The organism is Actinomadura parmotrematis, assembly GCF_019458805.1.
In the GTDB taxonomy this organism is placed as follows: domain Bacteria; phylum Actinomycetota; class Actinomycetes; order Streptosporangiales; family Streptosporangiaceae; genus Spirillospora; species Spirillospora parmotrematis.
On record NZ_JAIBOA010000001.1, the window covers coordinates 77,268 to 102,478 of the forward strand.

23 protein-coding genes are annotated in these 25,211 nt (G+C 75.5%); 7 read left to right on the forward strand and 16 right to left on the reverse strand.

Translation table 11 applies throughout. The annotated features are described in order from the left end of the window. Positions 1-47 precede the first annotated feature (47 nt). Positions 48-3,143 carry a bifunctional [glutamine synthetase] adenylyltransferase/[glutamine synthetase]-adenylyl-L-tyrosine phosphorylase gene (locus K1Y72_RS00350; protein WP_308286820.1) on the forward strand — a complete coding sequence of 1,032 codons (3,096 nt, stop codon included), beginning with the start codon at positions 48-50 and terminating at the stop codon, positions 3,141-3,143. Here the strand turns inward: K1Y72_RS00350 and K1Y72_RS00355 are convergent. Then, positions 3,128-4,066, reverse strand: coding sequence for a phosphatase PAP2 family protein (locus K1Y72_RS00355; protein ID WP_258571723.1), 939 nt, complete (start codon positions 4,064-4,066; stop codon positions 3,128-3,130). The two genes, K1Y72_RS00350 and K1Y72_RS00355, sit on opposite strands and share 16 nt — an antisense overlap. 209 nt (positions 4,067-4,275) lie before the next feature. Between K1Y72_RS00355 and K1Y72_RS00360 the strand changes: the two genes are divergently transcribed. Further along, positions 4,276-5,805 (forward strand): alpha/beta hydrolase, encoded by a 1,530-nt coding sequence (locus tag K1Y72_RS00360; protein ID WP_220162062.1) that lies wholly within the window; start codon positions 4,276-4,278, stop codon positions 5,803-5,805. A gap of 21 nt (positions 5,806-5,826) precedes the next feature. Here K1Y72_RS00360 and K1Y72_RS00365 read toward each other — a convergent pair whose 3' ends face one another. Together K1Y72_RS00365 and K1Y72_RS00370 are read right to left on the reverse strand one after the other, a co-directional pair. Then, a complete protein-coding gene (locus K1Y72_RS00365) occupies positions 5,827-6,222 on the reverse strand; it encodes an OsmC family protein (RefSeq protein ID WP_220162064.1) in 396 nt (131 codons plus the stop codon). A gap of 74 nt (positions 6,223-6,296) precedes the next feature. After that, positions 6,297-8,462 carry a DEAD/DEAH box helicase gene (locus K1Y72_RS00370; protein ID WP_220162066.1) on the reverse strand — a complete coding sequence of 722 codons (2,166 nt, stop codon included), beginning with the start codon at positions 8,460-8,462 and terminating at the stop codon, positions 6,297-6,299. Between the two features lie 115 nt (positions 8,463-8,577). Between K1Y72_RS00370 and K1Y72_RS00375 the strand changes: the two genes are divergently transcribed. Next, a complete protein-coding gene (locus tag K1Y72_RS00375) occupies positions 8,578-9,945 on the forward strand; it encodes an amino acid adenylation domain-containing protein (RefSeq protein WP_220162068.1) in 1,368 nt (455 codons plus the stop codon). 1 nt (position 9,946) lies between these two features. On the opposite strand, the gene K1Y72_RS00380 is transcribed toward K1Y72_RS00375, so the two are convergent. Continuing rightward, positions 9,947-10,342, reverse strand: a complete 396-nt coding sequence (locus K1Y72_RS00380; protein WP_220162070.1) for a cupin domain-containing protein — start codon at positions 10,340-10,342, stop codon at positions 9,947-9,949. A 51-nt stretch (positions 10,343-10,393) separates the two neighbouring features. On the opposite strand from K1Y72_RS00380, the gene K1Y72_RS00385 reads away from it, so the two are divergent. After that, a complete protein-coding gene (locus tag K1Y72_RS00385) occupies positions 10,394-11,356 on the forward strand; it encodes a GlxA family transcriptional regulator (protein WP_220162072.1) in 963 nt (320 codons plus the stop codon). A gap of 54 nt (positions 11,357-11,410) precedes the next feature. On the opposite strand, the gene glnA is transcribed toward K1Y72_RS00385, so the two are convergent. Beyond that, a complete protein-coding gene (gene glnA, locus K1Y72_RS00390; protein WP_220162074.1) occupies positions 11,411-12,835 on the reverse strand; it encodes a type I glutamate--ammonia ligase in 1,425 nt (474 codons plus the stop codon). A 179-nt stretch (positions 12,836-13,014) separates the two neighbouring features. Between glnA and K1Y72_RS00395 the strand changes: the two genes are divergently transcribed. Then, positions 13,015-13,500: an RDD family protein gene (locus tag K1Y72_RS00395; RefSeq protein WP_220162076.1), complete on the forward strand. Its 486-nt coding sequence runs from the start codon at positions 13,015-13,017 to the stop codon at positions 13,498-13,500. A gap of 86 nt (positions 13,501-13,586) precedes the next feature. On the opposite strand, the gene K1Y72_RS00400 is transcribed toward K1Y72_RS00395, so the two are convergent. Next, positions 13,587-14,282 carry a DUF4191 domain-containing protein gene (locus tag K1Y72_RS00400; protein ID WP_220162078.1) on the reverse strand — a complete coding sequence of 232 codons (696 nt, stop codon included), beginning with the start codon at positions 14,280-14,282 and terminating at the stop codon, positions 13,587-13,589. An 82-nt stretch (positions 14,283-14,364) separates the two neighbouring features. After that, positions 14,365-15,294, reverse strand: coding sequence for a lipoyl synthase (gene lipA, locus K1Y72_RS00405; protein WP_220162081.1), 930 nt, complete (start codon positions 15,292-15,294; stop codon positions 14,365-14,367). A gap of 177 nt (positions 15,295-15,471) precedes the next feature. Here lipA and K1Y72_RS00410 point away from each other — a divergent pair, with 177 nt between their 5' ends. Then, the gene (locus K1Y72_RS00410) at positions 15,472-15,963 is read left to right on the forward strand and encodes a DUF1877 family protein (RefSeq protein ID WP_220162083.1); all 492 of its coding nucleotides are present in this window, start codon (positions 15,472-15,474) and stop codon (positions 15,961-15,963) included. A 174-nt stretch (positions 15,964-16,137) separates the two neighbouring features. On the opposite strand, the gene lipB is transcribed toward K1Y72_RS00410, so the two are convergent. From lipB to K1Y72_RS00425, 3 genes are all read right to left on the reverse strand, one after another. After that, entirely contained in the window at positions 16,138-16,833 is a 696-nt protein-coding gene (lipB, locus tag K1Y72_RS00415) for a lipoyl(octanoyl) transferase LipB (protein WP_220162847.1), read from the reverse strand. A 32-nt stretch (positions 16,834-16,865) separates the two neighbouring features. Next, positions 16,866-17,603: a Type 1 glutamine amidotransferase-like domain-containing protein gene (locus tag K1Y72_RS00420; protein ID WP_220162085.1), complete on the reverse strand. Its 738-nt coding sequence runs from the start codon at positions 17,601-17,603 to the stop codon at positions 16,866-16,868. Positions 17,604-17,717: 114 nt separating this feature from the next. Continuing rightward, positions 17,718-18,611 carry a TIGR01777 family oxidoreductase gene (locus K1Y72_RS00425; RefSeq protein WP_220162087.1) on the reverse strand — a complete coding sequence of 298 codons (894 nt, stop codon included), beginning with the start codon at positions 18,609-18,611 and terminating at the stop codon, positions 17,718-17,720. 153 nt (positions 18,612-18,764) lie between these two features. On the opposite strand from K1Y72_RS00425, the gene K1Y72_RS00430 reads away from it, so the two are divergent. Beyond that, a complete protein-coding gene (locus K1Y72_RS00430) occupies positions 18,765-19,067 on the forward strand; it encodes a hypothetical protein (RefSeq protein WP_220162089.1) in 303 nt (100 codons plus the stop codon). On the opposite strand, the gene K1Y72_RS00435 is transcribed toward K1Y72_RS00430, so the two are convergent. The 6 genes from K1Y72_RS00435 to lpdA form a co-directional block, all read right to left on the reverse strand. Beyond that, entirely contained in the window at positions 19,037-19,408 is a 372-nt protein-coding gene (locus K1Y72_RS00435) for an STAS domain-containing protein (RefSeq protein ID WP_220162091.1), read from the reverse strand. The genes K1Y72_RS00430 and K1Y72_RS00435 overlap by 31 nt on opposite strands. 266 nt (positions 19,409-19,674) lie before the next feature. Continuing rightward, positions 19,675-20,421, reverse strand: a complete 747-nt coding sequence (locus K1Y72_RS00440; RefSeq protein WP_220162093.1) for a GAF and ANTAR domain-containing protein — start codon at positions 20,419-20,421, stop codon at positions 19,675-19,677. A gap of 74 nt (positions 20,422-20,495) precedes the next feature. Continuing rightward, positions 20,496-21,218 (reverse strand): GAF domain-containing protein, encoded by a 723-nt coding sequence (locus K1Y72_RS00445; protein ID WP_220162096.1) that lies wholly within the window; start codon positions 21,216-21,218, stop codon positions 20,496-20,498. A gap of 91 nt (positions 21,219-21,309) precedes the next feature. Beyond that, positions 21,310-22,026 (reverse strand): ATP-binding protein, encoded by a 717-nt coding sequence (locus tag K1Y72_RS00450; RefSeq protein WP_220162098.1) that lies wholly within the window; start codon positions 22,024-22,026, stop codon positions 21,310-21,312. 224 nt (positions 22,027-22,250) lie between these two features. Next, on the reverse strand, positions 22,251-23,741 hold the full coding sequence (sucB, locus tag K1Y72_RS00455; RefSeq protein ID WP_220162099.1) for a 2-oxoglutarate dehydrogenase, E2 component, dihydrolipoamide succinyltransferase: 1,491 nt from the start codon (positions 23,739-23,741) through the stop codon (positions 22,251-22,253). Between the two features lie 43 nt (positions 23,742-23,784). Further along, a complete protein-coding gene (gene lpdA / locus K1Y72_RS00460; protein ID WP_220162101.1) occupies positions 23,785-25,188 on the reverse strand; it encodes a dihydrolipoyl dehydrogenase in 1,404 nt (467 codons plus the stop codon). Positions 25,189-25,211: the final 23 nt, after the last annotated feature.

The window sequence follows — 25,211 nt, forward strand, 5'->3', positions numbered from 1 at the left end:
CCCGCATCCGGCCCCGGAGCGGCTCCGGCGGATTACGCTTGGAAGCCGTGAGCGAGCCCTGGACGTCCGACCGCCGCCCCTCCCTGACCGGCCGCCTGGCGAGGCTCGGGTTCACCGACCCCGCCCGCGCGGAGCGGCTGCTGGACTCGGCCGCCGCCCCCGGCGCCGACCTGCTGGAGGCGGCGGGCGGCGCCGCCGACCCCGACCTGGCGCTCGGCGGCCTCGTCCGGCTGCTGGAGGCGGCCCGCGAGGCGGGCGAGGACGAGGCGCTGCGCGCGGCGCTCGCCGCCGAGCCCGCCACCCGCGCGCGGCTCCTCGCCGTCCTCGGCGTCAGCGACGCCCTCGGCGACCACCTGGCCCGGCATCCCGGCCACTGGCGGGTGCTGCGCGCCGCGGAGCCCGCGGACGAGACGGACACGGACGAGACGGACGAGACGGGCGCGGACGGGGACGAGGCGGGCGCGGGCGGCGAGACGCGCCGCCGCGAGCTCTGCGCCGACCTGCTGCGCGCCGTCGGCGCCGACCCGGCCGGCGCCGAGCCGGTCGCCCGCGACGCCGGCCCCGGCACCCTCGTCGCGCTGCGCGCCGCCTACCGCCGCCACGTGCTCGCCCTCGCCGGCCGCGACCTCACCGGCGCCGCCGGCGTCGCCGAGGTCGCCGCCGAGCTCGCCGACCTCGCCGCCGCCGCCCTGCACGCCGGCCTCGCCGTCGCCCGCGCCGAGGTCCCCGGCCACGCCGACTGCCGGCTCGCGGTGATCGGCATGGGCAAGGCCGGCGGCCGCGAGCTGAACTACGTCAGCGACGTCGACGTCGTCTTCGTCGCCGAGGCCCGCGAGGGCCGCCCCGAGGACGCCGCGCTCCGCACCGCGACGCGCCTCGCGTCGGCGATGATGCGGGCCTGCTCGGCCAGCACCGTCGAGGGCTCCCTCTGGGAGGTCGACGCCGCGCTGCGCCCCGAGGGCAAGGCCGGGCCGCTCGTGCGGACCCTCGCCAGCCACCGCGCCTACTACGACCGGTGGGCCAAGACGTGGGAGTTCCAGGCGCTGCTGAAGGCGCGCCCCATCGCCGGCGACGCCGCGCTCGGCGCCGCCTACCTGGACATGATCACCCCGTTCGTCTGGCACGCCGCCGAGGCCGACCACTTCGTCGAGGACGTCCAGGCGATGCGCCGCCGCGTCGAGGCCGACCTGCACCAGCGCACCGCCGAGGCCGAGCGGCAGCTGAAGCTCGGGCCGGGCGGCCTCCGCGACGTCGAGTTCGCCGTCCAGCTCCTGCAGCTCGTGCACGGCCGCTACGACGAGGCGCTGCGCAGCCCCACCACCCTGGACGCCCTGGACGCCCTGTCGGAGGGCGGCTACGTCGGCCGCGACGACGCCGCCGCGCTCGCCTCGGCGTACCGGTTCCTGCGCCGCGTCGAGCACCTGGTGCAGTTGCACCGGCTGCGCCGCACCCACCTGGTGCCCGACGACGAGGGCGACCTGCGCCGCCTCGGCCGCGCCCTCGGCCTGCGCGGCGACCCGGTCGCCGAGTTCACCGCGCTCTGGCGGCGGCACGCCCGCGAGGTCCGCCGCATCCACGAGAAGCTGTTCTACCGGCCGCTGCTCCGCGCCGTCGCGCGGCTGCCCGAGGAGGAGGCCCGCCTCACCCCCGAGGCCGCCCGCACCCGCCTCGTCGCGCTCGGCTACGGCGACCCGGCGGGCGCCCTGCGGCACCTGGAGGCCCTCACCGCCGGGGTGTCGCGGCGCGCCGCCATCCAGCGGACGCTGCTGCCGGTCATGCTCGGCTGGTTCGCCGACGCCCCCGACCCCGACGCGGGCCTGCTCGGCTTCCGGCAGGTCAGCGACGCGCTCGGCACCACCCCCTGGTACCTGCGGCTGCTCCGCGACGAGGTCACCGTCGCCGAGCGGATGGCGTGGGTGCTCGGGTCCAGCCGCTACGCCACCGACCTGCTGCTGCGCGCGCCCGAGGCCGTCGGGATGCTCGCCACCGCCGCCGAGCTGGAGCCGCGCGGCGCCGCCGCCCTGCGCGGCGAGACGCTCGCCGCCGTCCGCCGCCACGCCCAGCCCGACACCGGCGCGGCCGCGCCCGCCGAGGTCGCCGTGCAGGCGGTGCGCGGCATCCGGCGCCGCGAGCTGCTCCGCGTCGCGGTCGCCGACCTGCTCGGCCTCACCGACGTGCGCGCCGTCGGCGAGGCCCTCACCGACATCACCGCCGCGACCCTGGAGGCCGCGCTCGCCATCGCCACCGCCAAGATCGAGATGGAGCGGCGGTCACCGCTGCCCACCCGCATGGCGATCGTGGCGATGGGCCGGCTCGGCGGCCACGAGCTGTCCTACGGCAGCGACGCCGACGTGATGTTCGTGCACGACCCGCGGCCCGGCGCCGACGAGCGCGACGCCGGCCGCGCCGCGCACGCCGTCGCCGAGGAGCTCCGCCGCCTGCTCGCGCTGCCCGCCCCCGACCCGGCGCTGCGGATCGACCCGAACCTGCGGCCCGAGGGCCGGCAGGGGCCGCTCGTGCGCACCCTGGCGTCCTACGCCGCCTACTACAAGCGCTGGTCGGCGCCCTGGGAGGCGCAGGCGCTGCTGCGCGCCGACCCGATGATCGGCGACCCCGGCCTCGGCGCGGCGTTCCGCGCCCTCATCGACCCCGTCCGCTGGCCCGAGGACGGCATCGGCGAGGACGCGCTCCGCCAGATCCGCCGCCTGAAGGCCCGCATGGAGTCCGAGCGGCTGCCCCGCGGCGTCGAGCGGCGCCTGCACACCAAGCTCGGCCCCGGCGGCCTGTCCGACGTCGAGTGGGTCGCCCAGCTCCTGCAGCTGCGGCACGCCGCCGAGGTCCCGGCGCTCCGCACCACCCGCACCCTCGCCACCCTGGACGCCGCCGTCGGCGCGCGCCTGCTCGACGCCGCCGACGCCGAGGTGCTGGCCGAGGCGTGGCGCCTGGCGACCCGCATCCGCAACGCCATCATGCTCGTCCGCGGCCGCCCCTCGGACCTGCTGCCGACCGACCACCACCACGAGCGCAGCGCCGTCACCCAGGTGCTCGGCTACCCCGCCACCGGGGAGCTGCTGGAGGACTACCGGCGCCACGCCCGCCGCGCCCGCGCGGTGGTCGAGCGCCTCTTCTACGGCGCCGACTGACGCGGGCGCGGGGCGCCGGGGGCCACCGTCACGGCGCGGCCCGGACCGGCGGGGGCGCCGTCGGGCGGCGCGCCGCGCCAGAGCAGCCGCTCGGCGACCCGCTCCCCGATGCGGGCGCGCCGGCGGCGCACCCCGTCCGGGCAGCGGTGGTAGGCCAGCCACGACAGGCCGAGGGCGGCGCCGATGATGGCCATGCCGACCACCGCGTCCAGCAGGTAGTGGTTGGCGGTCGACAGGATCACCAGCACCGTCGTCGTCGGGTACAGCACCCCGAGCACCCGCGCCCACCGCTGGGTCGCCACCCGCACCAGCACGACCCCGCACCACAGCGCCCAGCCGGCGTGCATCGACGGCATCGCCGCGTACTGGTTGGTGAGGCTGCCGGACGCGTCGCTGGCGTACAGGCCGAACGAGTGCAGCGCGGTGACCGGGTCCACGAACCCCTGGTCGGGCAGGAACCGCGGCGGGGCCAGCGGGTACAGCCAGAAGCCGAGGACGGCGACGGCGGTCGCGGCCATCAGCGCGGTGCGCAGCCACCGGTAGTGCTGCGGCCGGTACCGGTACAGCCACGCCACGAGAGCCAGCGTCACCGCGAAGTGCGCCGTCGCGTAGAAGAAGTTCGCGGTGCGCGCGAGCCACGGCACCATCAGCAGCGTGTGGTTGAGGTCGAGTTCGACGTCGATGCCGAGCGCCCGCTCCCACCCGAGGATGGTGTGCGCGTGCGCGAACGCCGGGCCCGTCCCGTCCTGGACCAGCACGATGCGCGTGAGCGTGTATCCGGCGTAGAAGAGCGCGATGAGGAGGAGCTCGCGCCACAGCGGGGGAGCGGTCAGCGCGCGCGGCCATCGGCCTGAGCCGGGACGGGCGCCCGCGGGCGCCGGTTCGCTCTGGCCGCGGGGAGCTGGTGGGGCGGTTTGGGCCATGCTACCTATCTTTGCCGCGCGGCCACCTCTTTGAGATCACCGCGACGAATGGTCTTCATCTCAGACTTGAGTAGTACGCCGTGCCACCGGCGTCCGGACCTTTGGGGGAGGCGCCCGCGGACCGGCCCGAGCAGGAGTCAGCCTATGAGCCGATGGGTAGATCACGTCACGCCCCCCACCGCTGCCGACGGGCGTGTCAAGGAGGGGCGATGTCACGGTGGGGTCCGGTGCCCGCGATGACGGCGATCATCACATGCGGATTGTCCGCGTTCGCGCTGACCGCGTGCGGGAACGAGGACGCCCGCGCCGTCCGGCCCGCGGTGACGGGCGTCGCGGCGGCCCGCTGGGGGCCGTGCGCGGGACTGCCGCCGAGCCAGCGCGGCGGCCGCACCGACTTCCAGTGCGCCACCGTGCAGGCGCCGCTGGACTACGCACGGCCCGCCGGCGAGAGGATCGATCTGGCGCTCGTCCGGCTGAAGGCCGCCGACACCGCGCACCGCATCGGCTCGCTGCTGCTCGGCTTCGGCGGCCCCGGCGCCTCCGGCCTGCAGACGTTCGCGCAGTCCGCCGCCGACTACGCCGCGCTCGGCGCCCGCTACGACCTCGTGGCGTTCGACCCGCGCGGCGTCGGCCGCAGCGCGCCGGTGAGCTGCGCGAGCGACGCCGACATGGACCGGATCACCGCCGCCGACGCCACGCCCGACACCGGGGCCGAGGAGCACGCCTACCGGGCGTCGCTGGCGGCCTTCGCCCAGGGCTGCGCGGATCGCTCCGGCACCGTCCTGCCGTTCGTCGGCACCGCCAACGCCGCCCGCGACATGGACGTCGTCCGCACCGCCCTCGGCGAGACCCGCCTCGACTACTTCGGCATCTCCCACGGCACGCGGCTCGGCGGCGGCTACGCCCACCGGTTCCCCGAGCGCGTCGGGCGGGCCGTCCTCGACGGCGCCGTCGGCACCGGGACCGGCCCCATGGACCTGGCACTCCAGCGGGCCGCCGCGTTCCAGCGCGCCCTCGGCCGCTTCGCGGACGCCTGCGCGAAGACGGGCGCCGCCGCCTGCCCGCTCGGCGCCGACGGCACCGCCGTCGCGCAGGGCGTGCACGACCTGCTGGACCGCCTGGACGCGGCGCCGCTGCCGGCCGGCGGCGACCGCGCCCTCACCCAGAGCCTCGCCACGACCGGCGTCGGCGCCGCCCTGTACTCCGAAGACCTCTGGCCCTACCTCGCGCAGGCCCTGGCGGCGGCCGCCAGGGGCGACGGCCGCGACCTGCTCGTCCTCGCCGACGCGCAGAACGGCCGCCAGGACACCGGCCGCTACACCAACCTGATCGCCGCGGACACGGCCGTCACCTGCGCCGACGCGCCGCAGCGCTACAGCGTCGACGACGTGCGCGAGCAGCTCCCGCGCTTCCGCGCCGCCTCGCCCGTCTTCGGCCCGTCGATGGCCTGGGGCCTGCTGGCGTGCAGCGACTGGAAGGTGCCGGGCGACGACGCCGGGCAGGACGTGTCCGCACCGGACGCCGCGCCCATCGTCGTCGTCGGCAACACCGGCGACCCGGCCGCGCCCTACGCGTGGGCGCCCGCGCTGACCCGGGAGATCGGCGGGAAGGCCACCCTGCTCACCCTGAACGGCGAGGGGCACGGCGCCTACGACACCGGGAACGCCTGCGTCCAGAAGGCGGTGAACGCCTACCTGCTGGACGGCGCCGTCCCGGCGCGCGGAGCGTCCTGCTCCTAGCGGCCCGCTCCCGCCACGGGGTCAGAGCTCCTGCTCGACCGTCATCGGCTCCTTCAGCGCGTTGCCGACGGTGCAGTACCGGTCGTGGACGCGGTGCGCGACGCCGGCGAGCACCTCGGCGGCCTTGCCGTCGCCCGCGGGCAGCTCGACGTCGTAGGCGACGGTGATCGTCCCGAGCCTGCTGGTGGCGACCTTGTCGGCCGACACCGTCGCCGCCAGCCGCGCCATCCGGTGGCCGCGCTGCGCCGTCAGCGGCTCCACCGTCACCAGCTCGCAGCCGCCGAGCGCGGCCAGCAGCAGCTCGACGGGCGAGAAGGACCCCTCGTCGTCGGCGCCGCCGATCGCCACGCTCGCGCCGCGGTCGTTGGTGGCCCGGAAGCCGCCGTCGCCGGTGCGCTCCACGTTCACCGAGGGCATCTGCACTCCTTCGCTCGCCGTAACGGTCCGCCAGCGCAACACCGGCGGCCCGCCGGATCTTCCCGCCGGGCGCGTCAGCCCGCGAGGCGCTCCTGCTCGGCCTCCACGATCCGGCGGGCCAGCGCCCCCTCCGACACGTCCGTCGCGTCGGCCGTCGCCTCGGCGAGATCGCTCCGCCGCGCGTAGGAGTCGAACAGGTTCGCCTTCACGCTGAGGATGTCCAGCATCCGCTGGTCGACGCTGTCGGGCGTCAGCAGCCGGTGCACCTGCACCGCCCGCACCTGCCCCATCCGGTGCGCCCGCGCCACCGCCTGCGTCTCCATCGTCGGCTTCACCTGCGGCTCGCACAGGATCACCACCGACGCGGCCTGGAGGTTCAGCCCGACGCCGCCCGCCTGGACCTGCCCGAGCAGCACCGCGTGCCCCGGCTCGCCGGAGAACGCGTCCACGATCTCCTGCCGCCGGTCCGGCGGCACGCTCCCCGAGATCGGGCCGTGCGCCCGGCCGCCGAGCGCGGCCCCGACGGCGTCCAGCACGTCCCGGAAGTAGGAGAACACCACGACCTTCAGGTCGTTCTCGTTCGCCTCGCCGACGAGCTCGACGACCCGCCGCAGCTTCGCCGACCGCTTCGGGTCGGCGTAGGCGGCGCGGCGCATCGCCATGAAGTTGCCCTCCCGCACCGCCCGCTTGTAGATCCGCGCGTCCGCCGGGGAGAACTCCTCCCACTCGTCCACGTGCACCACGTCGGGCAGCTCCACCAGCACGTCCCGCTGGTTGCGGCGCAGGTAGACGGGCGCGACGGCGGTCCGGAACGCCTTCGGGCCGAGCGCGGCGTCGCTCTGCCGCACCTCGGCCAGCAGCTCCGGCCGCAGGTAGCGCACCAGTGTCCGGAACTCCTCGACGCGGTTCTCCATCGGCGTGCCGGTGAGGAACAGCACCCGCGGCACCCGCCGGCACCACGCCGCGACCGCCTCCGACCGGCGCGTCTCGGGGTTCTTCACGTAGTGCGCCTCGTCCACCACGAGCATCGCGACGTCGACGCCGTCGGGCGCCCGGAAGGTGTGCAGGCTGTCCAGCGTCGTCACCGCGATGCCGCCGTCGGCCGCCCACTCGCGCAGCGCGCCCGCGCGCCCCGAGCCGTGCACCGCGTTCACCGGGACGGCGCTGTGCGCCTCCACCTCCCGCACCCAGTTGATGAGCACGCTCGCCGGGCAGACGACGAGGAAGTGCGTCGCGCCGCGCGCCCGCAGGTGCGCGATCGCCGCGATCGCCTGGGCGGTCTTCCCCAAGCCCATCTCGTCGCCGAGGACGACGCGCTCCTGCGCGAGCGCGAACCGCGCCCCGAACGACTGGTAGCCGCGCAGCGACACCCGCAGCTGCTCGTCGTCGAGGGGCTGCGCCTTCACCTTGGCGGCGAGGTCGCCGGGCAGGAACCCCTCGGCGGCCTCGTGGTCGGGCGTGGTCGAGGCGATCTCGGCGAGCAGCGTCTGGTACTCGGCGGCGCGCAGCTCGTAGTCGATCCACGCCTCGTCGCGGGCGGCGGGGCGCAGCAGGTCGGCGGAGGCCTGGTTCAGCAGCAGCGGCGCCGTGCGGGCGTCCTCGGCCGCCATGACCTCGGCGATCCGGCCGAGCGCGACGCGGGCCCGGTCGCGCTGCGCGCGCGTCGCGATGAGGCGCCGCCACCAGTTGCGGGCGGGGCGCGCGTCGGCGAGCAGCGGGCTCAGCGTCTCGTCGAAGCCGTCGGCGGCGCGGCGCGCCTTGCCGAGGTCGCTGCCGGCGTGCACGAGCGGGTAGAGGGCGCCGACCAGGCCGTCGGCGACCTCGTCGCGGCGGTCGACGTCGACGCGGACGGTCGCGGCGCGGCGCGCCGCCTCGTGGATCTGCCGGGCGGCGCTGTGGATCTGCTGCGCGGTCTGCGCGCCGACGCCGGGCAGGAGCTGGAGCCTGTAGGGGGAGGAGTCGAGGACGTCGAGGACGCTGGTGTAGCCGCCCTTCTCCAGGGCGGCGATCCGCACGCGGCCGCCGGTGACGTCCTTCAGCCGGCCGAGCGGGATCGCCGTGAGCTGCTCGCGGGCCTGCTCGTCGCGCAGCGGTTCGAGCGCCCGGTGCACCCCGGCCCGCGCGCGCTGGTGGTCGGCCTGCAGGGCGTGCGCGGCGTCGAGCAGCCGGTGCGCGTCGCGCAGCAGCTCGCCGGGGCTCCTGCGCTGCCCGCTCCGCTCCGTCAGGGTGCCGTGCGCCATGCCGTCCGTGCCCTCCCGCCCGCGTCCGCAGCACATGATGCCACCGGAGTACGACAGCGCCGGTGCCCTTCCCCGCCTCGATCCGATCACACCGGCGCGGAGTAGCGTCGGCGGGATGTCCGGCGCGCGGTGGAGGCTCCACGGGCTGGCGCGCAACCCGGGCGCGCCGGCCGGGATCCTGCTGCGGATCCTGGCGTCCGGCGACGACGACGTCCGGCGCGCGCTGCTGTGGCGTCCCGGGGTGCCGGCGGAGGTCCACGCCGCCGCCGCGTCCCATCCGGACGCGGGCGTCCGTCTGCTGCTGGCCGACAACTGGTACGTGCCGGCGGCGCGGCGCGCCCTTCTCGCCGCGGACCCGTCGGCGGCCGTCCGCGCCGCCGTCGCGGCCGGGCCGAACCCCTTCCACGCGGAGGTCCCGTTCGAGCCGCTGCCCGCTGGGACGTGCGTCGTGCTCGCCCGCGATCCCGATCCGGCGGTGCGCGAGGAGCTGGCCCTCTGCCGCCGCACGCCCGCCGAGGCCCGCGCCGTCCTCGTCACCGACCCGGAGCCCGACGTGCGCGCGATCGCCGTCGCCTGGTGGGAGGACCCGCCGGAGGACGTCATCGACGCTCTGCTCACCGACCCGTCCCCGCACGTCCGCGAGGCGGCGGCTCGCGCGGGCTACCGGACGCGCCCGCCCTTGGCGGCGGCGCTCCTGGACGGCCCCGGCGCCGCCGAGGTCGCGGCGGACGCCCCGCTCGACCGCCCCGACGCCACCCGCCTGGCCCGCAGCCCCGACCCGTCCCTGCGCGCCGCCGTCGCCGCCAACCCGCACCTGCCCGCCGACCTGGCGGACGAGCTGTCCCGCGACCCCGACCCCGCCGTCCGCCTGGCGGCGTCACTGCGCCCCGAACTCACCGAAGAGCAACGCGCGGCGATCGACTACGCCGTGGAGCCGGGCACCGTCCTCGACCCGCCTCGCTGGACGGCCGGCCCCGGCGTCCTGCGCCGCTGCGCGACTTCGGCGCACCCCGTCCTCCGCCAGGCCGCCGCCCGCAGTCCCCGCTTGCCGCCCGACCTCGTCGAGACGCTCGCCCGCGACCCCGACACGGTCGTCCGCGCGCTGCTCGCCGAGCACCACCCGGACGCCCCTGCCGACCTCCTCCTGCGAACCCTGCTCGAATCCCCGCTTCCCGCCCGCTGGACGCTCCTGGACCACCCGGCCTTCCCCCGCGAGGCCCTGTCCCGCCTGGCCGACTCCGACGACCCCTTCCTGAGAACGCTGATCGTCCACGACCCGCGCTGCCCCCCGGCCACCGTCGAACGCCTCCTGACCGACCCCGACGACCTGGTCCGCCTCACCATGGCCGCCGACCCCCGCCTCCCGCAGCCGCGCATCCTGGAGCTCCTGCACGATCCCGACCTGGCGGGCGCCGCCGCGAGCAACCCGGCCCTCCCCGCCGAGGCCGTGCACGCCATCCTCACCGAGGCCGGCATCCCCTGAGTCAGGCTTCGAGGGCGTGGCCCGTCGTGGCGTCGACGTGGGCGGGGACGGGGGCGTGGCGGTCGCCGACGGTGGAGGTGCCGGTGGGCTCGAACAGCAGCAGGGTGGTGCCCGGGGCGGCGGACGGCTTGTGCTCGACGCCCTTCGGGACGGTGAAGACGGCGCCGCGCGGCAGGTGGACGGTGCGCTCGCCGGCGTCCTCGCGGAGGGCGATGCGCAGCTCGCCCGACAGGACGAGGAAGAACTCGTCGGTGGTGTCGTGGGCGTGCCACAGGTGCTCGCCCTCGACCTTGGCGACGCGGACGTCGTAGTCGTTGACGCGGGCGACGATGCGCGGGCTCCACAGGGCGTCGAAGGAGGCCAGGGCGTCGGCGAGAGCGATCGGTTCGGTGTTCACGGGCCGATCCTGGCGGGGCGGCGGCCGTCCGGCGAGTGCTAGGAATGGCACATGCCGCAAGGATCCTCGCACCGCGTCGTCGTCATCGTGGACGAGAACTCCAACCCGTTCGAACTCGGCTGCGCGACCGAGGTGTTCGGGCTGCACCGCCCCGAGGTCGGCGGCCACCTGTACGACTTCCGGCTCTGCTCGCCCGAGCCCCGCACGCTCATGCGGGACGGCTTCTACACCCTGACGGGCGTCGCGGGCCTGGAGGCGGCCGATTCAGCGGACACGCTGATCGTGCCGAACCGCCCCGACGTGCGGGTGCCGCGGCGTCCGGCGGTGCTGGACGCGGTCCGGCGGGCGCACGCGCGCGGGGCGCGGCTCGTCGGCTTCTGCAGCGGCGCGTTCACGCTGGCGGAGGCGGGCGTCCTGGACGGCCGCCCCGCCACCGCGCACTGGCAGTGGGCGGACGAGTTCCGGGCCCGCTTCCCGCAGGTCGAGATGCGGGCGGACGTGCTGTTCGTCGACGACGGCGACATCCTCACCGCCGCCGGCAGCGCCGCCGCGCTGGACCTCGGGCTGCACCTGGTGCGCCGCGACCACGGCGCCGAGATCGCCGCCTCGGTGAGCCGCCGCCTGGTGTTCGCCGCGCACCGCGACGGCGGCCAGCGCCAGTTCGTGGAGCGGCCGGTGCCCGCCGTCCCCGACGCGTCCCTGGCGCCCGTCCTCGCCTGGGCGCTGGAGCGCCTGGACGAGCCGCTGACGGTCGCGGACCTCGCCGCCCGCGCGGCCGTCAGCCCCGCCACCCTGCACCGCCGCTTCCGCGCCGAGCTCGGCACGACGCCCCTCGCCTGGCTGACCGGCGAGCGCGCGGCGCTGGCCTGCCGCCTCATCGAGCGCGGCGAGCCGCGCCTGGAGGTCGTCGCCCGCCGCAGCGGCCTCGGCACCGCCGCCAACCTGCGCGCGGTGCTGCGCCGCGCGACCGGCCTCACCCCCACCGCCTACCGCCGCCGCTTCGGGCGGGCGTGACGAGGCCCCGCGCGCACGGGGCGGGCGGGGCCTCGTCGGGGCCGCGGCAGGGGCCTAGATGTCGTAGTAGAGCTCGAACTCGTGCGGGTGGGGGCGGAGGCGGATCGGGTCGATCTCGAACTCGCGCTTCATCGAGATCCAGGTCTCGATGAGGTCCGGCGTGAAGACACCGCCCTCCAGCAGGAAGTCGTGGTCGGCCTCCAGGGCGTCCAGCACCGCCTCCAGCGAGCCGGGGACCTGCGGGATGGCGCGGGCCTCCTCGGGCGGCAGCTCGTAGAGATCCTTGTCGACCGGCTCGGCCGGCTCGATCTTGTTCTTGATGCCGTCCAGGCCCGCCATCAGCATCGCCGAGAAGGCGAGGTAGGGGTTGCAGGACGGGTCCGGGACGCGGAACTCGACGCGCTTGGCCTTGGGGTTGGAACCGGTGATCGGGATGCGGATGCACGCCGACCGGTTGCGCTGCGAGTAGACCAGGTTCACCGGCGCCTCGTAGCCGGGGACGAGGCGGTGGTAGGAGTTCACCGTCGGGTTGGTGAACGCCAGCAGCGACGGGGCGTGCTTCAGCAGGCCGCCGATGTAGTAGCGGGCGTTGTCCGACAGCCCGGCGTAGCCGACCTCGTCGTAGAACAGCGGCGAGCCGTCCTTCCACAGCGACTGGTGGACGTGCATGCCCGAGCCGTTGTCGCCGAAGATGGGCTTCGGCATGAACGTCACCGACTTGCCCGCGGCGCGCGCGACGCTCTTCACGACGTACTTGTAGAGCATCAGGTTGTCGGCGGTCTTCAGCAGCGTGTCGAAGCGGAAGTCGATCTCCGACTGGCCGGCGGTGCCGACCTCGTGGTGCTGCATCTCCACGTGGATGCCGACGCCGAGGAGCTGGGCCACCATCTCCGAGCGCAGGTCGGTGTAGTGGTCCATCGGGGGGACGGGGAAGTAGCCGCCCTTGTAGGGGGGCTTGGCGCCGAGGTTGCCGCCCTCCTCCTCGCGGCCGGTGTTCCACGCGCCCTCGATCGAGTCGAGGAAGTAGTAGCCGGCGTTCTGCTTGGTCTCGAACCGCACGTCGTCGAAGATGTAGAACTCGGCCTCGGGCCCGCAGTAGGCGGTGTCGGCGATGCCGGTGCCGCGCAGGTAGTCCTGGGCCTTGCGGGCGACGTTGCGGGGATCGCGGCTGTAGGGCTCGCCGGTCAGCGGGTCGTGCACGAAGAAGTTCAGGTTCAGGGTCTTGTGCTGGCGGAACGGGTCCAGGACCGCGGTGGCGGGGTCGGGCAGCAGCAGCATGTCCGACTCGTGGATCTCCTGGAATCCGCGGACCGACGACCCGTCGAACATGAGCCCGTCGGTGAAGACGTTCTCACCGAAGCTCTCCACCGGGAAGGTGAAGTGCTGCATCTTGCCGGGCAGGTCGACGAACCGGCAGTCGACGAATCGGACGTTCTCGTTCTCGATGTAGCGCAGGACCTCATCGGCGCTGCTGAACATCCAGCCTCCTCGGGGCGCTTCGTGGGCTTCGGGGCAGGCTATGGAGGGGCGGTTTCCCGACCGTGTCCCATATGTTTCGCCTGTGTTACGAATCACGTCGTGGCGTCGCTCACACCCGGCCGGGCGGCGGGGGAGACCACGACGGACACCCCTACCCGCGCAGCGGATAACGTATGCGCATGAGCAGCGGAAAGCAGGGCGGGCCGGGCGGCCAGCGGTGGACGCAGACATGGCTGGGCGGCGCCCGCTCGGCCGGGGTCGACCTCGGCAGGCCCGGCGAGCGGCTCGGGCTGCCCGCCGAGGGCAGCGGGTCCGCCGCCGGCTACGGGCGGCGCCTCGGCGCGCTGTTCATCGACTGGGTCATCGCGCTGCTCATCTCCACGCTGCTGACCCGGGTGCTCGACTGGACGCCCTCCCAGCGCAGCCTGACGACGCTGGCGGTGTTCGCGCTGATGTCGTGGATCCTCGTCGGGACGGCCGGTGTCACCATCGGCAAGGGCGTCACCGGCATCCGCGTCGCGCGCCTCGGCGGCGGCCCCGTCGGGCCGGTCTGGGCGCTGGTGCGCGCCGTGCTGCTCGTCCTCGTCGTCCCCGCGATGATCTGGGACCGGGACTACCGCGGCCTGCACGACCGCGCCGCCGACACCGTCGTCGTCAACCGCTGACGCCGCCCGCACGCGCCCGCACACGCGCGAAGGGCGCCTCCCCGCGCGGGGAGGCGCCCTTCGCGCGTGTGCGGGCGCGGAGCGCCCTAGCGGGTCTTCGGCTTCGGGCCCTTCGGCATCCGAGCGCCGCGCGGCATCGGGCCCTTCGGCATCTGCATGTTGCGCGGGAGCGCCTGGAGGCGGCCGTTCAGCTCCGACACCTGCGCCTTGGTCAGGTTGCGCGGCAGCTTCATCAGGTGCCGCTGCAGCTTGTCGACGGGCACCTGGCCCTCCTCGGTGCCGACCTGCACGTCGTAGATCGGCACCTGCTGCGCGGCGCGGGAGATCCGCTTCTTCTCCGCGCCGAGCAGCGGCCCGACCCGGCTGCTCGGCCCCTCGGAGACGAGGACGACGCCGGGGCGCCCGACCGCGCGGTGCACCATGTCGAGGTTGCGGTTGCCGGCGACGGCCTCGGTGACCGTCCAGCCGCCCCGCGTGTTCTTCATGATCGCCGCGGCGGCGCCCGGCTGCCCGGCGATCACCTTGTACTGGGCGCGCTGCGCCAGCTGCCCGAAGGTGATCATGCCCACCGCGATCGCGACCAGGATGCCGAGGGGGATGAAGAACCACAGCTGGTCGATCAGCAGCCCGATGAGGATGACGACGACCAGGGAACCGAGCGCGGCGGCGAAGACGATCGGCAGGGCCTTCGGGTCCGCCTGCTTGAGGACCTGCGCGACCATGCGGATCTGCTTGAGGCGGCCCGGACGCTCCTGGGCCCCGTCCGTGGGCTTTTTCGACATGTTGCCAAGGATAGTCGGGTGTCACCCGTCCGTCGGTCACCCCCGGCGGACCGTTCCGGCCGGCCCCGGCGGGCCGCGCGGGTCAGCCCCGGCGGGCGTCCACGGCCTGCCGGTAGAGCCGCCCGGCCCGGTAGCTGGAGCGCACGAGCGGGCCCGACATGACGCCCGCGAAGCCGATCTCCTCGGCCTCGGCCGCCAGCTCCACGAACTCCTCGGGCTTCACCCACCGCTCCACCGGGTGGTGGCGGGGCGTCGGCCGCAGGTACTGGGTGACGGTGATCAGCTCGCAGCCCGCCGCGTGCAGGTCGCGCAGCGCCTGCGCGACCTCCGCGCGCGTCTCGCCCATGCCGAGGATCAGGTTGGACTTGGTGACCAGGCCGGCCGCGCGGGCCTGCGTGATCACGTCCAGGGAGCGCTCGTAGCGGAACGCCGGCCGGATCCGCTTGAAGATCCGCGGGACGGTCTCCACGTTGTGCGCGAGCACCTCGGGCCGGGACGCGAACACCTCGGCGAGCTGCTCGGGGACGGCGTTGAAGTCGGGGATCAGCAGCTCGACCCCGCAGCCGGGGACCGCCGCGTGGATCCGCCGCACCGTCTCGGCGTACAGCCAGGCCCCGCCGTCGGGCAGGTCGTCGCGGGCCACACCGGTGACGGTGGCGTACTTCAGCCCCATGGAGGCGACGGACTCGGCGACGCGGCGCGGCTCGTCGCGGTCGAACTCGGCGGGCTTGCCGGTGTCGATCTGGCAGAAGTCGCAGCGCCGGGTGCACTGGTCGCCGCCGATGAGGAAGGTGGCCTCGCGGTCCTCCCAGCACTCGTAGATGTTGGGGCAGCCCGCCTCCTGGCACACCGTGTGCAGGCCCTCGGACTTCACCAGCGAGGTCAGCTCGCGGTACTGCGGCCCCATCTTCAGCCGTGTCTTGATCCAGTCGGGCTTGCGCTCGATGGGCGTCCGGCTGTTGCGGACCTCGATGCGGAGGAGCTTGCGCCCCTCGGGTGTCGCCGTCGTCACGGACGCCAGCCTACGTCCGGATCACCCGGCTCGGCACATCGGCGGACCGCGCGGCCCACGGAGGACGATTCGGTGACGAAACGGAGGCGGTTCGGCCGTTCCACCGTGCGTAGCGGTTGATCTCTCCTAGGGTGACTCCCTGTCGTTGCGAGCAGCAAGTTCAGCAGGAGGACCACCGTGGGTCTGGCAATGTCGTACCTGATGGCGCCGGCGGGCGGGCAGGACCCGGCCCGGATCGCCCGCGGCCTGTTCGGTACGCCGGACTGGCGGGCCGGCCGGCCCGTCCTGGACCTCGGCGGCGCCTGGCAGGCGCTGCACTACCTGATCACCGGGGACGCCTGGGACGGCCGCCAGCCCGAGGCCGACGTGGTGTGCGGCGGCCGGCTGCTCACCGAGGACGGCGCCGCCGAGCTCGGCCTGGACGTGATCTACCTGGACGCGGGCCGGGTCAAGACCGCCGCCGACCACCTGGCGGCCACGCCCTTCGACGCCGTCGCCGGCCGCTTCGACCTCGCCGCGATGGCCGGGGCGGGCGTCCAGGACGCGGACCGCATGGACCCCGGCGTCCGCGACCGGGTCCTGCGGCCCGCCTACGGCGCGCTCGGCCGCTTCTACCAGGACGCCGCCGCCGAGGGCCGCACCGTCTACAAGGCCATGATCCCCAGTTGAGCGCAGCCCCGGCCCGAGCACTCGCCTGGCGGCTCGCACTCGGCCGCGCCTGGGGCGAGTGCGACATCGCTTCGCGATCTGACCGGCGGGGACTCGCCTGCGGCATCGCCCCACCGGTCAGGTAGCGCACTCGCGTGACGGCCGAGGTTCCCGCGCGACTCGCCGGCGGCGCGGTCAGGCGAGCTGGGCGACGGTGCGGTGCAGGACGCCGGGCACGCCGAGCCGCTCGGCGAGGTGCCGCTCGACGAGCGGCACCACCTCGGCGACGGGGACGGGCCGGCCGAGCTCCTGCGACAGGCTCGTCGACCCGGCGTCCCGGATCCCGCACGGGATGATCCGGTCGAACCATGACATGTCGCAGTCGCAGTTGAGCTGGAAGCCGTGCATCGTCACGTTCCGGCGGACCCGCAGGCCGATCGAGCCGAGCTTGCGGTCGGGGGCGCCGGGCACCCAGAGGCCGCTCCGGCCGTCGACGAACTTGGTCTCCAGGCCGAACTCGGCGCAGACGTCCATCATCATCCGCTCCAGCAGCCGGACGAACGCCACGCCGCCGGTCGAGCCGGCGAGCTTGACGATGGGGTAGCCGGTGAGCTGCCCCGGCCCGTGCCAGGTGATCTTCCCGCCGCGGTCGACCTCGACGACCGGCGCGCCCGGGTCGCCGACCGGCCGGTCGAGCGGCTCGGTGCGCTTGCCCGCTGTGTAGACCGGCCGATGCTCGAGGAGCAGGACGGTGTCGCCGATCTCGTCGGCGATGCGGCGCTCCTGGGTGCGCCGCTGCAGGTCCCAGCCCGCCTCGTAGGGCACCGCCGCGGTGCCGAACCCCGCGTGCACGACGACCAGCTCGCGCGTGCCCGCCTCGATTGTGTCCACGTCGCTCACGGCGCCCAGCCTACGGCCCCCGGTCAGGGGGCGGTCAGCAGCCGCGGCTCGATCCGGGTCTCCTTGGCGCCGCCCGACCCGTCCGGTTCGACCAGGTACGCCCCGGCGCCCTCGCGGAACGACACGGCCTGGACGAACTCGGTGCCGACGTAGTGCAGCGCGACCGACTCGTCGGCGGCGTAGCCCCGCGGCAGGGTGCCGTCGCCGACCGAGGCGTGCAGCAGCTCGCGGCGCTGCGGGTCGGAGTCGTAGTGCACCCCGCACGAGTAGGGCAGGAACGCGAGCCCGTCGGTGAGGGGCCGCAGCGCCGGGCCGTAGGAGTCGGTGTTGCCGCCGACGTGCCAGCAGAGCGCGCCCGCGCTCTGCCCCGACAGGACCACGCCCGCCTCCCACGCCTCGCGCATGACGTCGCCGATGCCGTGGACCCGCCAGAGCGCCAGCAGGTTCGCGACGCTGCCGCCGGACACGTAGACGAGGTCCTGGGCGAGCAGGTGCTCGCGGATGTCGTCGACGTTCGGCATCGGGTAGACGGCGAGGTGGCTGACGTCGGCGTCCAGCTTGGCGAAGCCGGCGTAGAAGTAGGCCAGGTAGTCGGGGGCGTCGCCGACGGCGGTGGTGAGGAAGCAGACGCGCGGCCGGTCCTGGCCGGTGAGGTCCACCGCGTAGCGGATCAGCGGCGACGGCTCGCGCACGTCCCGCCGATCGGAGATGAAGCTGCCCCCGCCGATGGCGAGGATGTGCGGCTGCCCGTCGGTGCTCATGAGATCTCCCACTTCCAGGTCCTGTGCAGGTCACGCTACGGGCCGGGCCGCCGGGCGGGCGCGATTTTGGCGATTCTTGGCATCGGCCGCGCGGCCCGCCCCGGCCGCGCGGCGTCAGCGGCCGAAGACGGCGCGCAGCGCCTCGCCGATCCCGGTGTGGCGGAAGGTGAAGCCCGCGTCGAGGAGCCGTGCCGGCAGGACGCGCTGGCTGACGAGCGGCCCCTCGTCGGCGAAGTCGCGGAGCGCCGCGCGGAGCAGGAACGCCGGCACCGGCAGCGCCGTCGGGCGGCCGAGCACCTCGCCGAGGGCCCTGGTGTACTCGGCGTTGGTGACCGGGTTCGGGGCGGTGAGGTCGACCGGGCCGGAGAGGTCGCCGTCGATGAGGAAGCGGAGCGCCCGGACCTCGTCGTCCAGGGTGATCCAGCTCATCCACTGGCGGCCGTCGCCGAGGCGCCCCCCGGCGCCCAGCCGGAACAGCGGCAGCGTCCTGCCGAGCTGGCCGCCCTGGGCGTCCAGGACGATGCCGGTGCGCGGGTGCACGACGCGGACGCCGCTGTCGGCGGCGGGCCGGGCGGCGTCCTCCCAGTCGCGGGTGAGGGCGGCGAGGAAGCCCGCGCCGGCGGGGGAGGACTCGTCGACCTCGCGGCCGCCGGTGTCGCCGTAGTAGCCGACCGCCGAGCCGGAGACGAGGATCCGCGGGCCGCTCGGGCACGCCGCCAGCGCCGCGGCGATGGTGCGGGTGCCGTCGATGCGGCTGTCGCGGATGCGGCGCTTGTAGGCGGCCGTCCAGGGCCGGTCGCCGACGCCGGCGCCGGCGAGGTGGACGACCGCGTCGGCGCCCTTCATCGCGGCGGCGTCCACGTGCCCCGCGGCCGGGTCCCAGCGGGCCTCGTCGGGCGCCGCGGGGGCGCGGCGCACCAGCCGGACCACCTCGTGCCCGTCGGCCAGCAGGGAGCGGACGAGGGCCGTCCCGATCAGTCCCGTGGAGCCCGTCACCGTCACCTTCATACCGTCACCCTACGGTGCTCCCCCGTCACCGCGCGGCCCCGGGCGTCCCGGCGCGGCGGCCGGCGGGCCGGTCCGTAGGATCGGGGGGCGGGGCGCGGACGGCGCGCCGCCGCGCGCCCACCGCACGTCCACCGCCTCTCAGGAGATGCGTCCATGAGGATCCCCACCGCGGCCGTCGCCGCGTCCGGCCTGGTCGGCGGGTACGCCGCCGCCCGCTTCACCCGCCGCCGCGAGCTCGGCGGCGCCGTCCTCGCCGCGGCCGGCGCCTGGTGCGCCCGCGAGTGGGCCCGCACGAGCGGCCCGGCGGGCGCCGCGGGGCTGCTCACCGTCTACCTGGCGGGTTTCGGCGGGTCGCACCCGCTGGCGAAGAAGGTCGGCGCCTGGCCCGCCGTGCTCGGCGCGGCGGCCCTGTCGGCCGGGACGGCCTACGCCGTCTCCGACCGCCGGTCCGGCTGAGCGCCGGGGGCGTCGCCGTCCGCCTCCGCGTAGGTGAAGCAGTGGCGCGTGCGGGTGATCGACAGCAGCCGGTCCACCGCCTCCGACGCCCCTGACAGCCGCAGGGGGACGTCGAGGCGGCGCGCCGCGCGCTGCGCGGCGAGCAGCGCCCCGAGGCCGGCGGCGTCGATGAACACCGTCGCCCCGACGTCCAGGACCAGGACGCGGGGGAGCCGGCCGTCGGCGAGCGTGCCGTCGACGCGCGCCAGCAGGTGCGGCGCGGTGGCCATGTCCAGTTCGCCGGCCACCGAGAGGACCGCGGTGTCCGCGGTCCGGCGGGCGGACAGGTGGAGCGTTTCCATGAGGCGGGTCCTCACGCTGGTGATCGGTCGGGTCACCGGCCGCCGGTCCCGTGCCGCGGAGACGGTGCGGGCACGGCGGGCCGAGCCGGATCCGACGCGGCGCGAGGTCTGGGCGTCACGCAAGATCTCTCGGTGGGGCGCCGCCGGCGGCGGAGATGACCACCTAAGGCGAACGCCCGTGTACAGAAAGTACCCGCTCTGTGCGCAGGAGGTCACCCGTTCCCCCATTTCGGCGGGCTTCGCGCGCGGTTCCGGGGGCGCGCCGGCTAGCGGTCCGCCTGCGGGGACCGCGGGACGCGCCCGGCGAGCGCGGCGCTCTCGGCCTCGCCCAGTCCACGCGAGACGACCGTCTGGGCCAGCGCGGTGAGCGGCCGGCCGTTGTCGCGGGCGTGGCCGCGCAGGGCGGTGAAGGCCTGGTCCATCGTCCAGCCGTGGCGCTCGGCCAGCACCCCCTTGGCCTGCTCGATCACCACGCGGCTGGTCAGGGCCGTCTGCAGCTGGTCGGTGAGGACCTGGCCGTGGCGGATGGTGCGCTCCTGCAGCAGCCCGATGGTGGCGATGTCGGCCATCGCCTGGCCGAGCCGGACGGTGTCCTCGGCGAGCGGCCCGGAGTCGTTGCGGAACAGGTTCAGCGCGCCGATCACCTGGTCGCGCAGGCGCATCGGCAGCGCGCTGACCGCGGCGAACCCGCTGTCCCCGGCGCGGGCGGCGAACAGCGGCCACGCCGCGGCCTCCGCCGGGTCGCCGAGGTCGGCGCAGTGCACCGCCCGGCCGGTGGTGAAGGCGTCCAGGCAGGGGCCCTGCCGGTTCTGCAGCTGGAACAGCTCCAGCATCCGCGTCTGGTCGTTGGAGGTGGCCACGAGGCGGAGCCGGCCGTTCTGATCGGTCACGAGCAGGCCCGCGGCGTCGATGCCGAGCAGGTCGACGCTCCGCTCGGCCATCTGCTGGAGGAACTCGATGACGTCGAAGTCGGTGACCAGGGTGTCCGCCAGCGCGATGAAAGCCGCCGCCACCCGTCGGTCCGGCTCTCGAGCCGGGGTCCTCGCCATCCCCTCACCCTACGCTCGCGGTGCCGTCCCGCGGGCGCTCACGGGCCGCCGGGCCGCCGGTCGGGGGAGAAGCGGAGGGCGCGCTCCACGACCAGCAGCGCCGCCCGGCTCACCGTCAGGTCGTTGGCGAAGGCGTGGGCGCGCAGCCGGGCGAGGGCGTCCTCGACGGTGCAGTCGAGCTGCACCGAGACCATCCCGGCCGCCTGGTGGATCTCGGCGCCGAGCGCCAGCCAGTCGGCCGGCGCCGCCGGGTCGGCCGCCGCCTCCTCCTGCTCCCGCAGCAGCAGCGCCACCGCGGCGTCGGCGAGGAGCAGCCCGTCGCGGTACCCGGCGGCGCCGAGGCCGCCCGGCCGGTCGCGGCAGGCCGTCAGGACGCCGACCCGGGACCGGCCGCTCACCAGCGGGAAGGCGAAGACCGCCGCGACCCGGGCGGCCTGGGCGAGCGCGCTGAACAGCGGCCAGCGGCCCCCGGCCGCGCGGCCGTCCAGGTCGGCCGCCAGCACCGGGACGCCGGTGCGGACGGCCTCCACGCAGGGCCCGTCGCCGCTGACCATCGAGGCGTCCAGCAGGCCGCGGCCGAGCGCGCCGAAGGCGTGCGTCGGCTCCAGCCGGTCGCCGGCGAGCAGCGACACGCCCGCCCCGCCCGCCGGCAGCCCCCGCGCGCAGACCGCGCAGACGTCCCACGCCGACATCGGCTCGCCCCGGTCCCGGGCGCTGGCGGAGATCAGCCGCCAGACCCGGTCCCCGTCATCGCTGATCATCCGAGCGTCCCCCCCGCCACCTAGAAGCGCCGCCACCCACCGTATGCCCGAGGGCGCGCGATGCCGGGCGGCCGCCCCGCGCCCGGAGCCGTCAGGGCTCCCGGGTCGGGGACCACGCGTCGTTGCCGCCGTGCAGGAAGGGGTGGGACCAGCGGGGCAGGAGGGAGCCGGCGCGCTCGCCCGCCGGGAAGCCGTCCCTCAACAGGCGCCGGCTGAACCAGACGGTCTTGCCGGCCGGCGTCGGGTACCAGCCGCACGCGTCGGACAGCCCGAGCAGCAGGAGCAGGCCGCGCCCGTTCTCGTCGCCGAGGCCGGGCCGGACCGGGATGGGCGGGGCCGTGCCGCGGTCGCCGACCCCGCACACCAGGTCGACGCCGTCCAGCGCCATCTGCAGGGTGACGGGGCCGGGCCCGCCGTGCTGGACGGCGTTGCCGACCAGCTCGCTGACCAGCACCGCGCTCGCGTCGTCGCGCAGGGCCGGGGCCCGCGCGCGCAGCGCCGCGCGGACCAGCCGCCGCGCCTCGGAGGGGTAGCGCGCCCGCTCCGGCCCGTCCAGGATCCAGCGCCAGGACAGCGCGCCGGTCAGGTGGCCGTCGCGGGAGGGGGCCTCGCCGGAGGCGGCCGCCAGGTCCCGGCGGGCGCGGTCGAGCGCGGACCGTTCGAGGTAGCACTGCATGCTGACGTCCGCGAGGGCCGCGGCCCGTTCGAGCACGGTGCGCTGGTCGGCGGTCAGGGAGATCGGTACGACGCCGTCGGGGGCGAGGGCGCGGTCGTCGGCCCCGTCGGCAGGGAGAGGAAGGTCGCGCATGAGGGTTCGGCCCGCCGGATCGAGGGACGCAGGAGCCACCGGGTCCGGGGCGATCACCCACCGCGGACGCGCGCGGTCGCCGGCCGGAGCCGGGAGGGACGGGGGCGTGCACGCGACCGCCTTGCCGCCAGCGTACGCCGCCGCGCCGCCGAAGAGGAGACCCGGACCCGCGACGGGGAAGGCCCCGCCCGAAAGGGCGGGGCCTTCGCGCCGGCTCGGCGGGCTCAGAGACCGAGCTCGGCCTCGAAGTTGCCCTCTTCCAGCCGGTGCTTGATCGTGGCGAGGAAGCGGGCGGCGTCCGCGCCGTCGATCAGGCGGTGGTCGTAGGTCAGCGCGAGGTAGACCATGGACCGGACCGCGATGACCTCGCCGAGCTCGGGGTCGTCGATGACGGCGGGGCGCTTGACGACGGCGCCGGTGCCGAGCATGCCGACCTGCGGCTGGTTGAGGATCGGGGTGTCGAACAGGGCGCCGCGGCTGCCGGTGTTGGTCAGCGTGAAGGTGCCGCCGGACAGCTCGTCCGGGCTGACCTTGTTGGTGCGGGTCCGGTCGGCGACGTCGGCGATGCGCTGGGCGAGGCCGCCCAGGTTGAGCTGGCCGGCGTTGTGGATGACCGGGACCATGAGGCCGCGCTCGGGCACGTCCACCGCGATGCCGAGGTTCTCCACGTCGTGGTAGGTGACCTCGTTGTTCTCGGTGTCGATGACCGCGTTCAGCTTCGGGTGCGCCTTCAGCGCCTCGATCGCGGCCTGCGCGAAGAACGGCATGAAGGACAGCTTCACGCCCTCGCGGGCCTGGAAGTCGGCCTTGGCGCGGTCGCGCAGCCGGGCGACCTTGGTGATGTCGACCTCGACGACCGTGGTGAGCTGCGCCGAGACCTGCAGCGACTCGACCATGCGGCGGGCGATGGTCTGCCGGATGCGGGTCATCTTCTCGGTCTTGCCGCGCAGCGCGAGCTGCTCGGCGGGCGCGCCCGCCGGGGCCGGCGCCGCGTGCCGCGGGGCGGACGGGGCCGGGGCCTGCGCCGCCGGGGCGGCCGCGGGGGCCTGCGCCGGGGCGGCGGGCGCCTGCGCGGCCTGCTGCTGGGCGCGGGCGGCCTCCAGGACGTCCTGCTTGCGGATGCGGCCGCCAACGCCGGTGCCCTCGATCGAGGTGAGGTCGACGTTGTGCTCGCCGGCGAGCTTGCGGACGAGCGGCGTCACGTACGGGCCGTCGCCGGAGGGAGCGGACTCCTGCTGCTCCTGCTGCGGCTGGGCGGCGGGCTGCTGCTCGGCGGGCGCCGGCTGGGGCGCCGGCTGCTGCGGCTGCGACTGCTGCTGCTGGGCGGGCGGCGGCCACGCCGAGGGCGGCGGGCCCTGCTGCGCGGCGGGGGCGGCGGGGGCCTCCTCCTGCTCGGGGGCCTCCTCCCGCTCCTGCTCGGCGGCGGGCTCCTCCTGCTGGGCGGGCTCGTCGTCCTGCTGCGGCGCGGGGGCGTCGCCCTCGTCGCCGATGACGGCCAGCTCCGCACCGACCTCGACGGTCTCGTCCTCGGCGACGGTGATGCTGGTGAGGATGCCCGAGGCCGGGGAGGGGATCTCGGTGTCGACCTTGTCGGTCGACACCTCCAGGAGCGGCTCGTCGGTCTCGACGCGCTCGCCCTCCTTCTTCAGCCAGCGGGTGACGGTGCCCTCGGTGACGCTCTCGCCGAGCTGGGGCATGGTGACGGAGACCGGCATGTCTCTCGCGACTCCTTCTAACGATGAAACGTGCGGCCGTGGTTCAGCCGTGCACGTGCAGTGGCTTGCCGGCGAGGGCCAGGTGGGCTTCGCCGACCGCTTCGGACTGGGTCGGGTGGGGATGGATCAGCCGGGCGACCTCGTCCGGCAGAGCCTCCCAGTTGTAGATGAGCTGTCCCTCGGCGATGAGCTCGCCGACACGCGCACCGACCATGTGGACGCCGAGGACGGGACCGTCCACGGCGGCGATCACCTTGATCTCGCCCTGCGTCCCCAGGATCTTGCTCTTGGGGTTGCCGGCCAGGTCGTAGGCGACCTCGTTGATCTCGTAACCCCGGTCGCGGGCGGCCCGGGCGGTGAGGCCCACCGAGGCGACCTCGGGGTCGGAGTAGGTGATCCGCGGCACCCCGTCGTAGTCGATCGGCGGCGGGGCCAGCCCGCCGAGCCGCTCGGCCACCAGGATGCCCTCGGCGAAGCCCGCGTGGGCGAGCTGCGGGGTCGCGATGAGGTCGCCGACCGCCGAGATGGTGGGGACGCTGGTACGGCAGTGCTCGTCGACCGTGACGTACCCGCGCTCGGTCGCGACGCCGGCGGCGTCCAGGCCGATGTCGTCGGAGACGGGGCCGCGGCCGACGGCGACGAGCATCAGCTCGGCGTCGACGTCGCGGGTGGCGCCGTCCGCGCCGGCCAGGGTGACCGACACGCCGCCCTGGGTGGTCTTGACGCCCTGGAAGCGGGTGCCGAGCTCGAAGCGGATGCCGCGCTTGCGGAACGCGCGCTCCAGCCGCTTGGAGCTGGACTCCTCCTCCAGCGGCAGCAGGCGGGGGAGGGCCTCGACGATGGTGACCTCGGCGCCGAAGGAGCGCCAGACGCTGGCGAACTCCACGCCGATGACGCCGCCGCCGAGGATGACGACCGAGGCGGGGACGCGGTCGAGGCGGAGCGCGTGGTCGCTGGACAGGACGCGCTCGCCGTCGATGTCCAGGCCGGGCAGGGACTTCGGCCGCGACCCGGTGGCGAGCACGATGTGCTGCCCCTCCAGGATGCGCTCGGACCCGTCGGCGCCGGCGACCCGCACGGTCGTCGGGCCGGCGAGGCGGCCCCAGCCCGCCACGACCTCGATGCCCCGGGACTTGATCAGCCCGGTGAGGCCCTTGACGGTGCCGGCGACGATGCCGTCCTTGTAGGCGTTGACGCCGGCGATGTCGACGCCCTCGAAGGACGCCCGGATCCCGTACCGGGCGGCGTCGCGGGTCTGGTCGGCGATCTCGGCGGCGTGCAGGAGCGCCTTGGTGGGGATGCAGCCGCGGTTCAGGCAGGTGCCGCCGAGCTCGGCGCCCTCGACGAGGGCGACGCGCCTGCCCAGCTCGGACGCCCGCAGCGCGCAGGCGTACCCGCCGCTGCCGCCGCCGAGGACGACGATGTCGTAAGGGCCGCTGTTGGCCACTGGACGCTCCTCCCATGGGACGG

Coding starts and splice junctions, on each gene's coding strand:
- K1Y72_RS00420 (WP_220162085.1), bottom strand. CDS start 17,603: ATGAGCACCGACGGGCAGCCGCACATCCTCGCCATCGGCGGGGGCAGC.
- K1Y72_RS00435 (WP_220162091.1), bottom strand. CDS start 19,408: ATGGAAACGCTCCACCTGTCCGCCCGCCGGACCGCGGACACCGCGGTC.
- K1Y72_RS00360 (WP_220162062.1), top strand. CDS start 4,276: ATGTCACGGTGGGGTCCGGTGCCCGCGATGACGGCGATCATCACATGC.
- K1Y72_RS00395 (WP_220162076.1), top strand. CDS start 13,015: ATGAGCAGCGGAAAGCAGGGCGGGCCGGGCGGCCAGCGGTGGACGCAG.
- K1Y72_RS00385 (WP_220162072.1), top strand. CDS start 10,394: ATGCCGCAAGGATCCTCGCACCGCGTCGTCGTCATCGTGGACGAGAAC.
- K1Y72_RS00445 (WP_220162096.1), bottom strand. CDS start 21,218: ATGATCAGCGATGACGGGGACCGGGTCTGGCGGCTGATCTCCGCCAGC.
- K1Y72_RS00375 (WP_220162068.1), top strand. CDS start 8,578: ATGTCCGGCGCGCGGTGGAGGCTCCACGGGCTGGCGCGCAACCCGGGC.
- K1Y72_RS00430 (WP_220162089.1), top strand. CDS start 18,765: ATGAGGATCCCCACCGCGGCCGTCGCCGCGTCCGGCCTGGTCGGCGGG.
- sucB (WP_220162099.1), bottom strand. CDS start 23,741: ATGCCGGTCTCCGTCACCATGCCCCAGCTCGGCGAGAGCGTCACCGAG.
- K1Y72_RS00370 (WP_220162066.1), bottom strand. CDS start 8,462: ATGGCGCACGGCACCCTGACGGAGCGGAGCGGGCAGCGCAGGAGCCCC.
- K1Y72_RS00425 (WP_220162087.1), bottom strand. CDS start 18,611: ATGAAGGTGACGGTGACGGGCTCCACGGGACTGATCGGGACGGCCCTC.
- K1Y72_RS00365 (WP_220162064.1), bottom strand. CDS start 6,222: ATGCCCTCGGTGAACGTGGAGCGCACCGGCGACGGCGGCTTCCGGGCC.
- glnA (WP_220162074.1), bottom strand. CDS start 12,835: ATGTTCAGCAGCGCCGATGAGGTCCTGCGCTACATCGAGAACGAGAAC.
- K1Y72_RS00450 (WP_220162098.1), bottom strand. CDS start 22,026: ATGCGCGACCTTCCTCTCCCTGCCGACGGGGCCGACGACCGCGCCCTC.
- K1Y72_RS00355 (WP_258571723.1), bottom strand. CDS start 4,066: ATGGCCCAAACCGCCCCACCAGCTCCCCGCGGCCAGAGCGAACCGGCG.
- K1Y72_RS00400 (WP_220162078.1), bottom strand. CDS start 14,282: ATGTCGAAAAAGCCCACGGACGGGGCCCAGGAGCGTCCGGGCCGCCTC.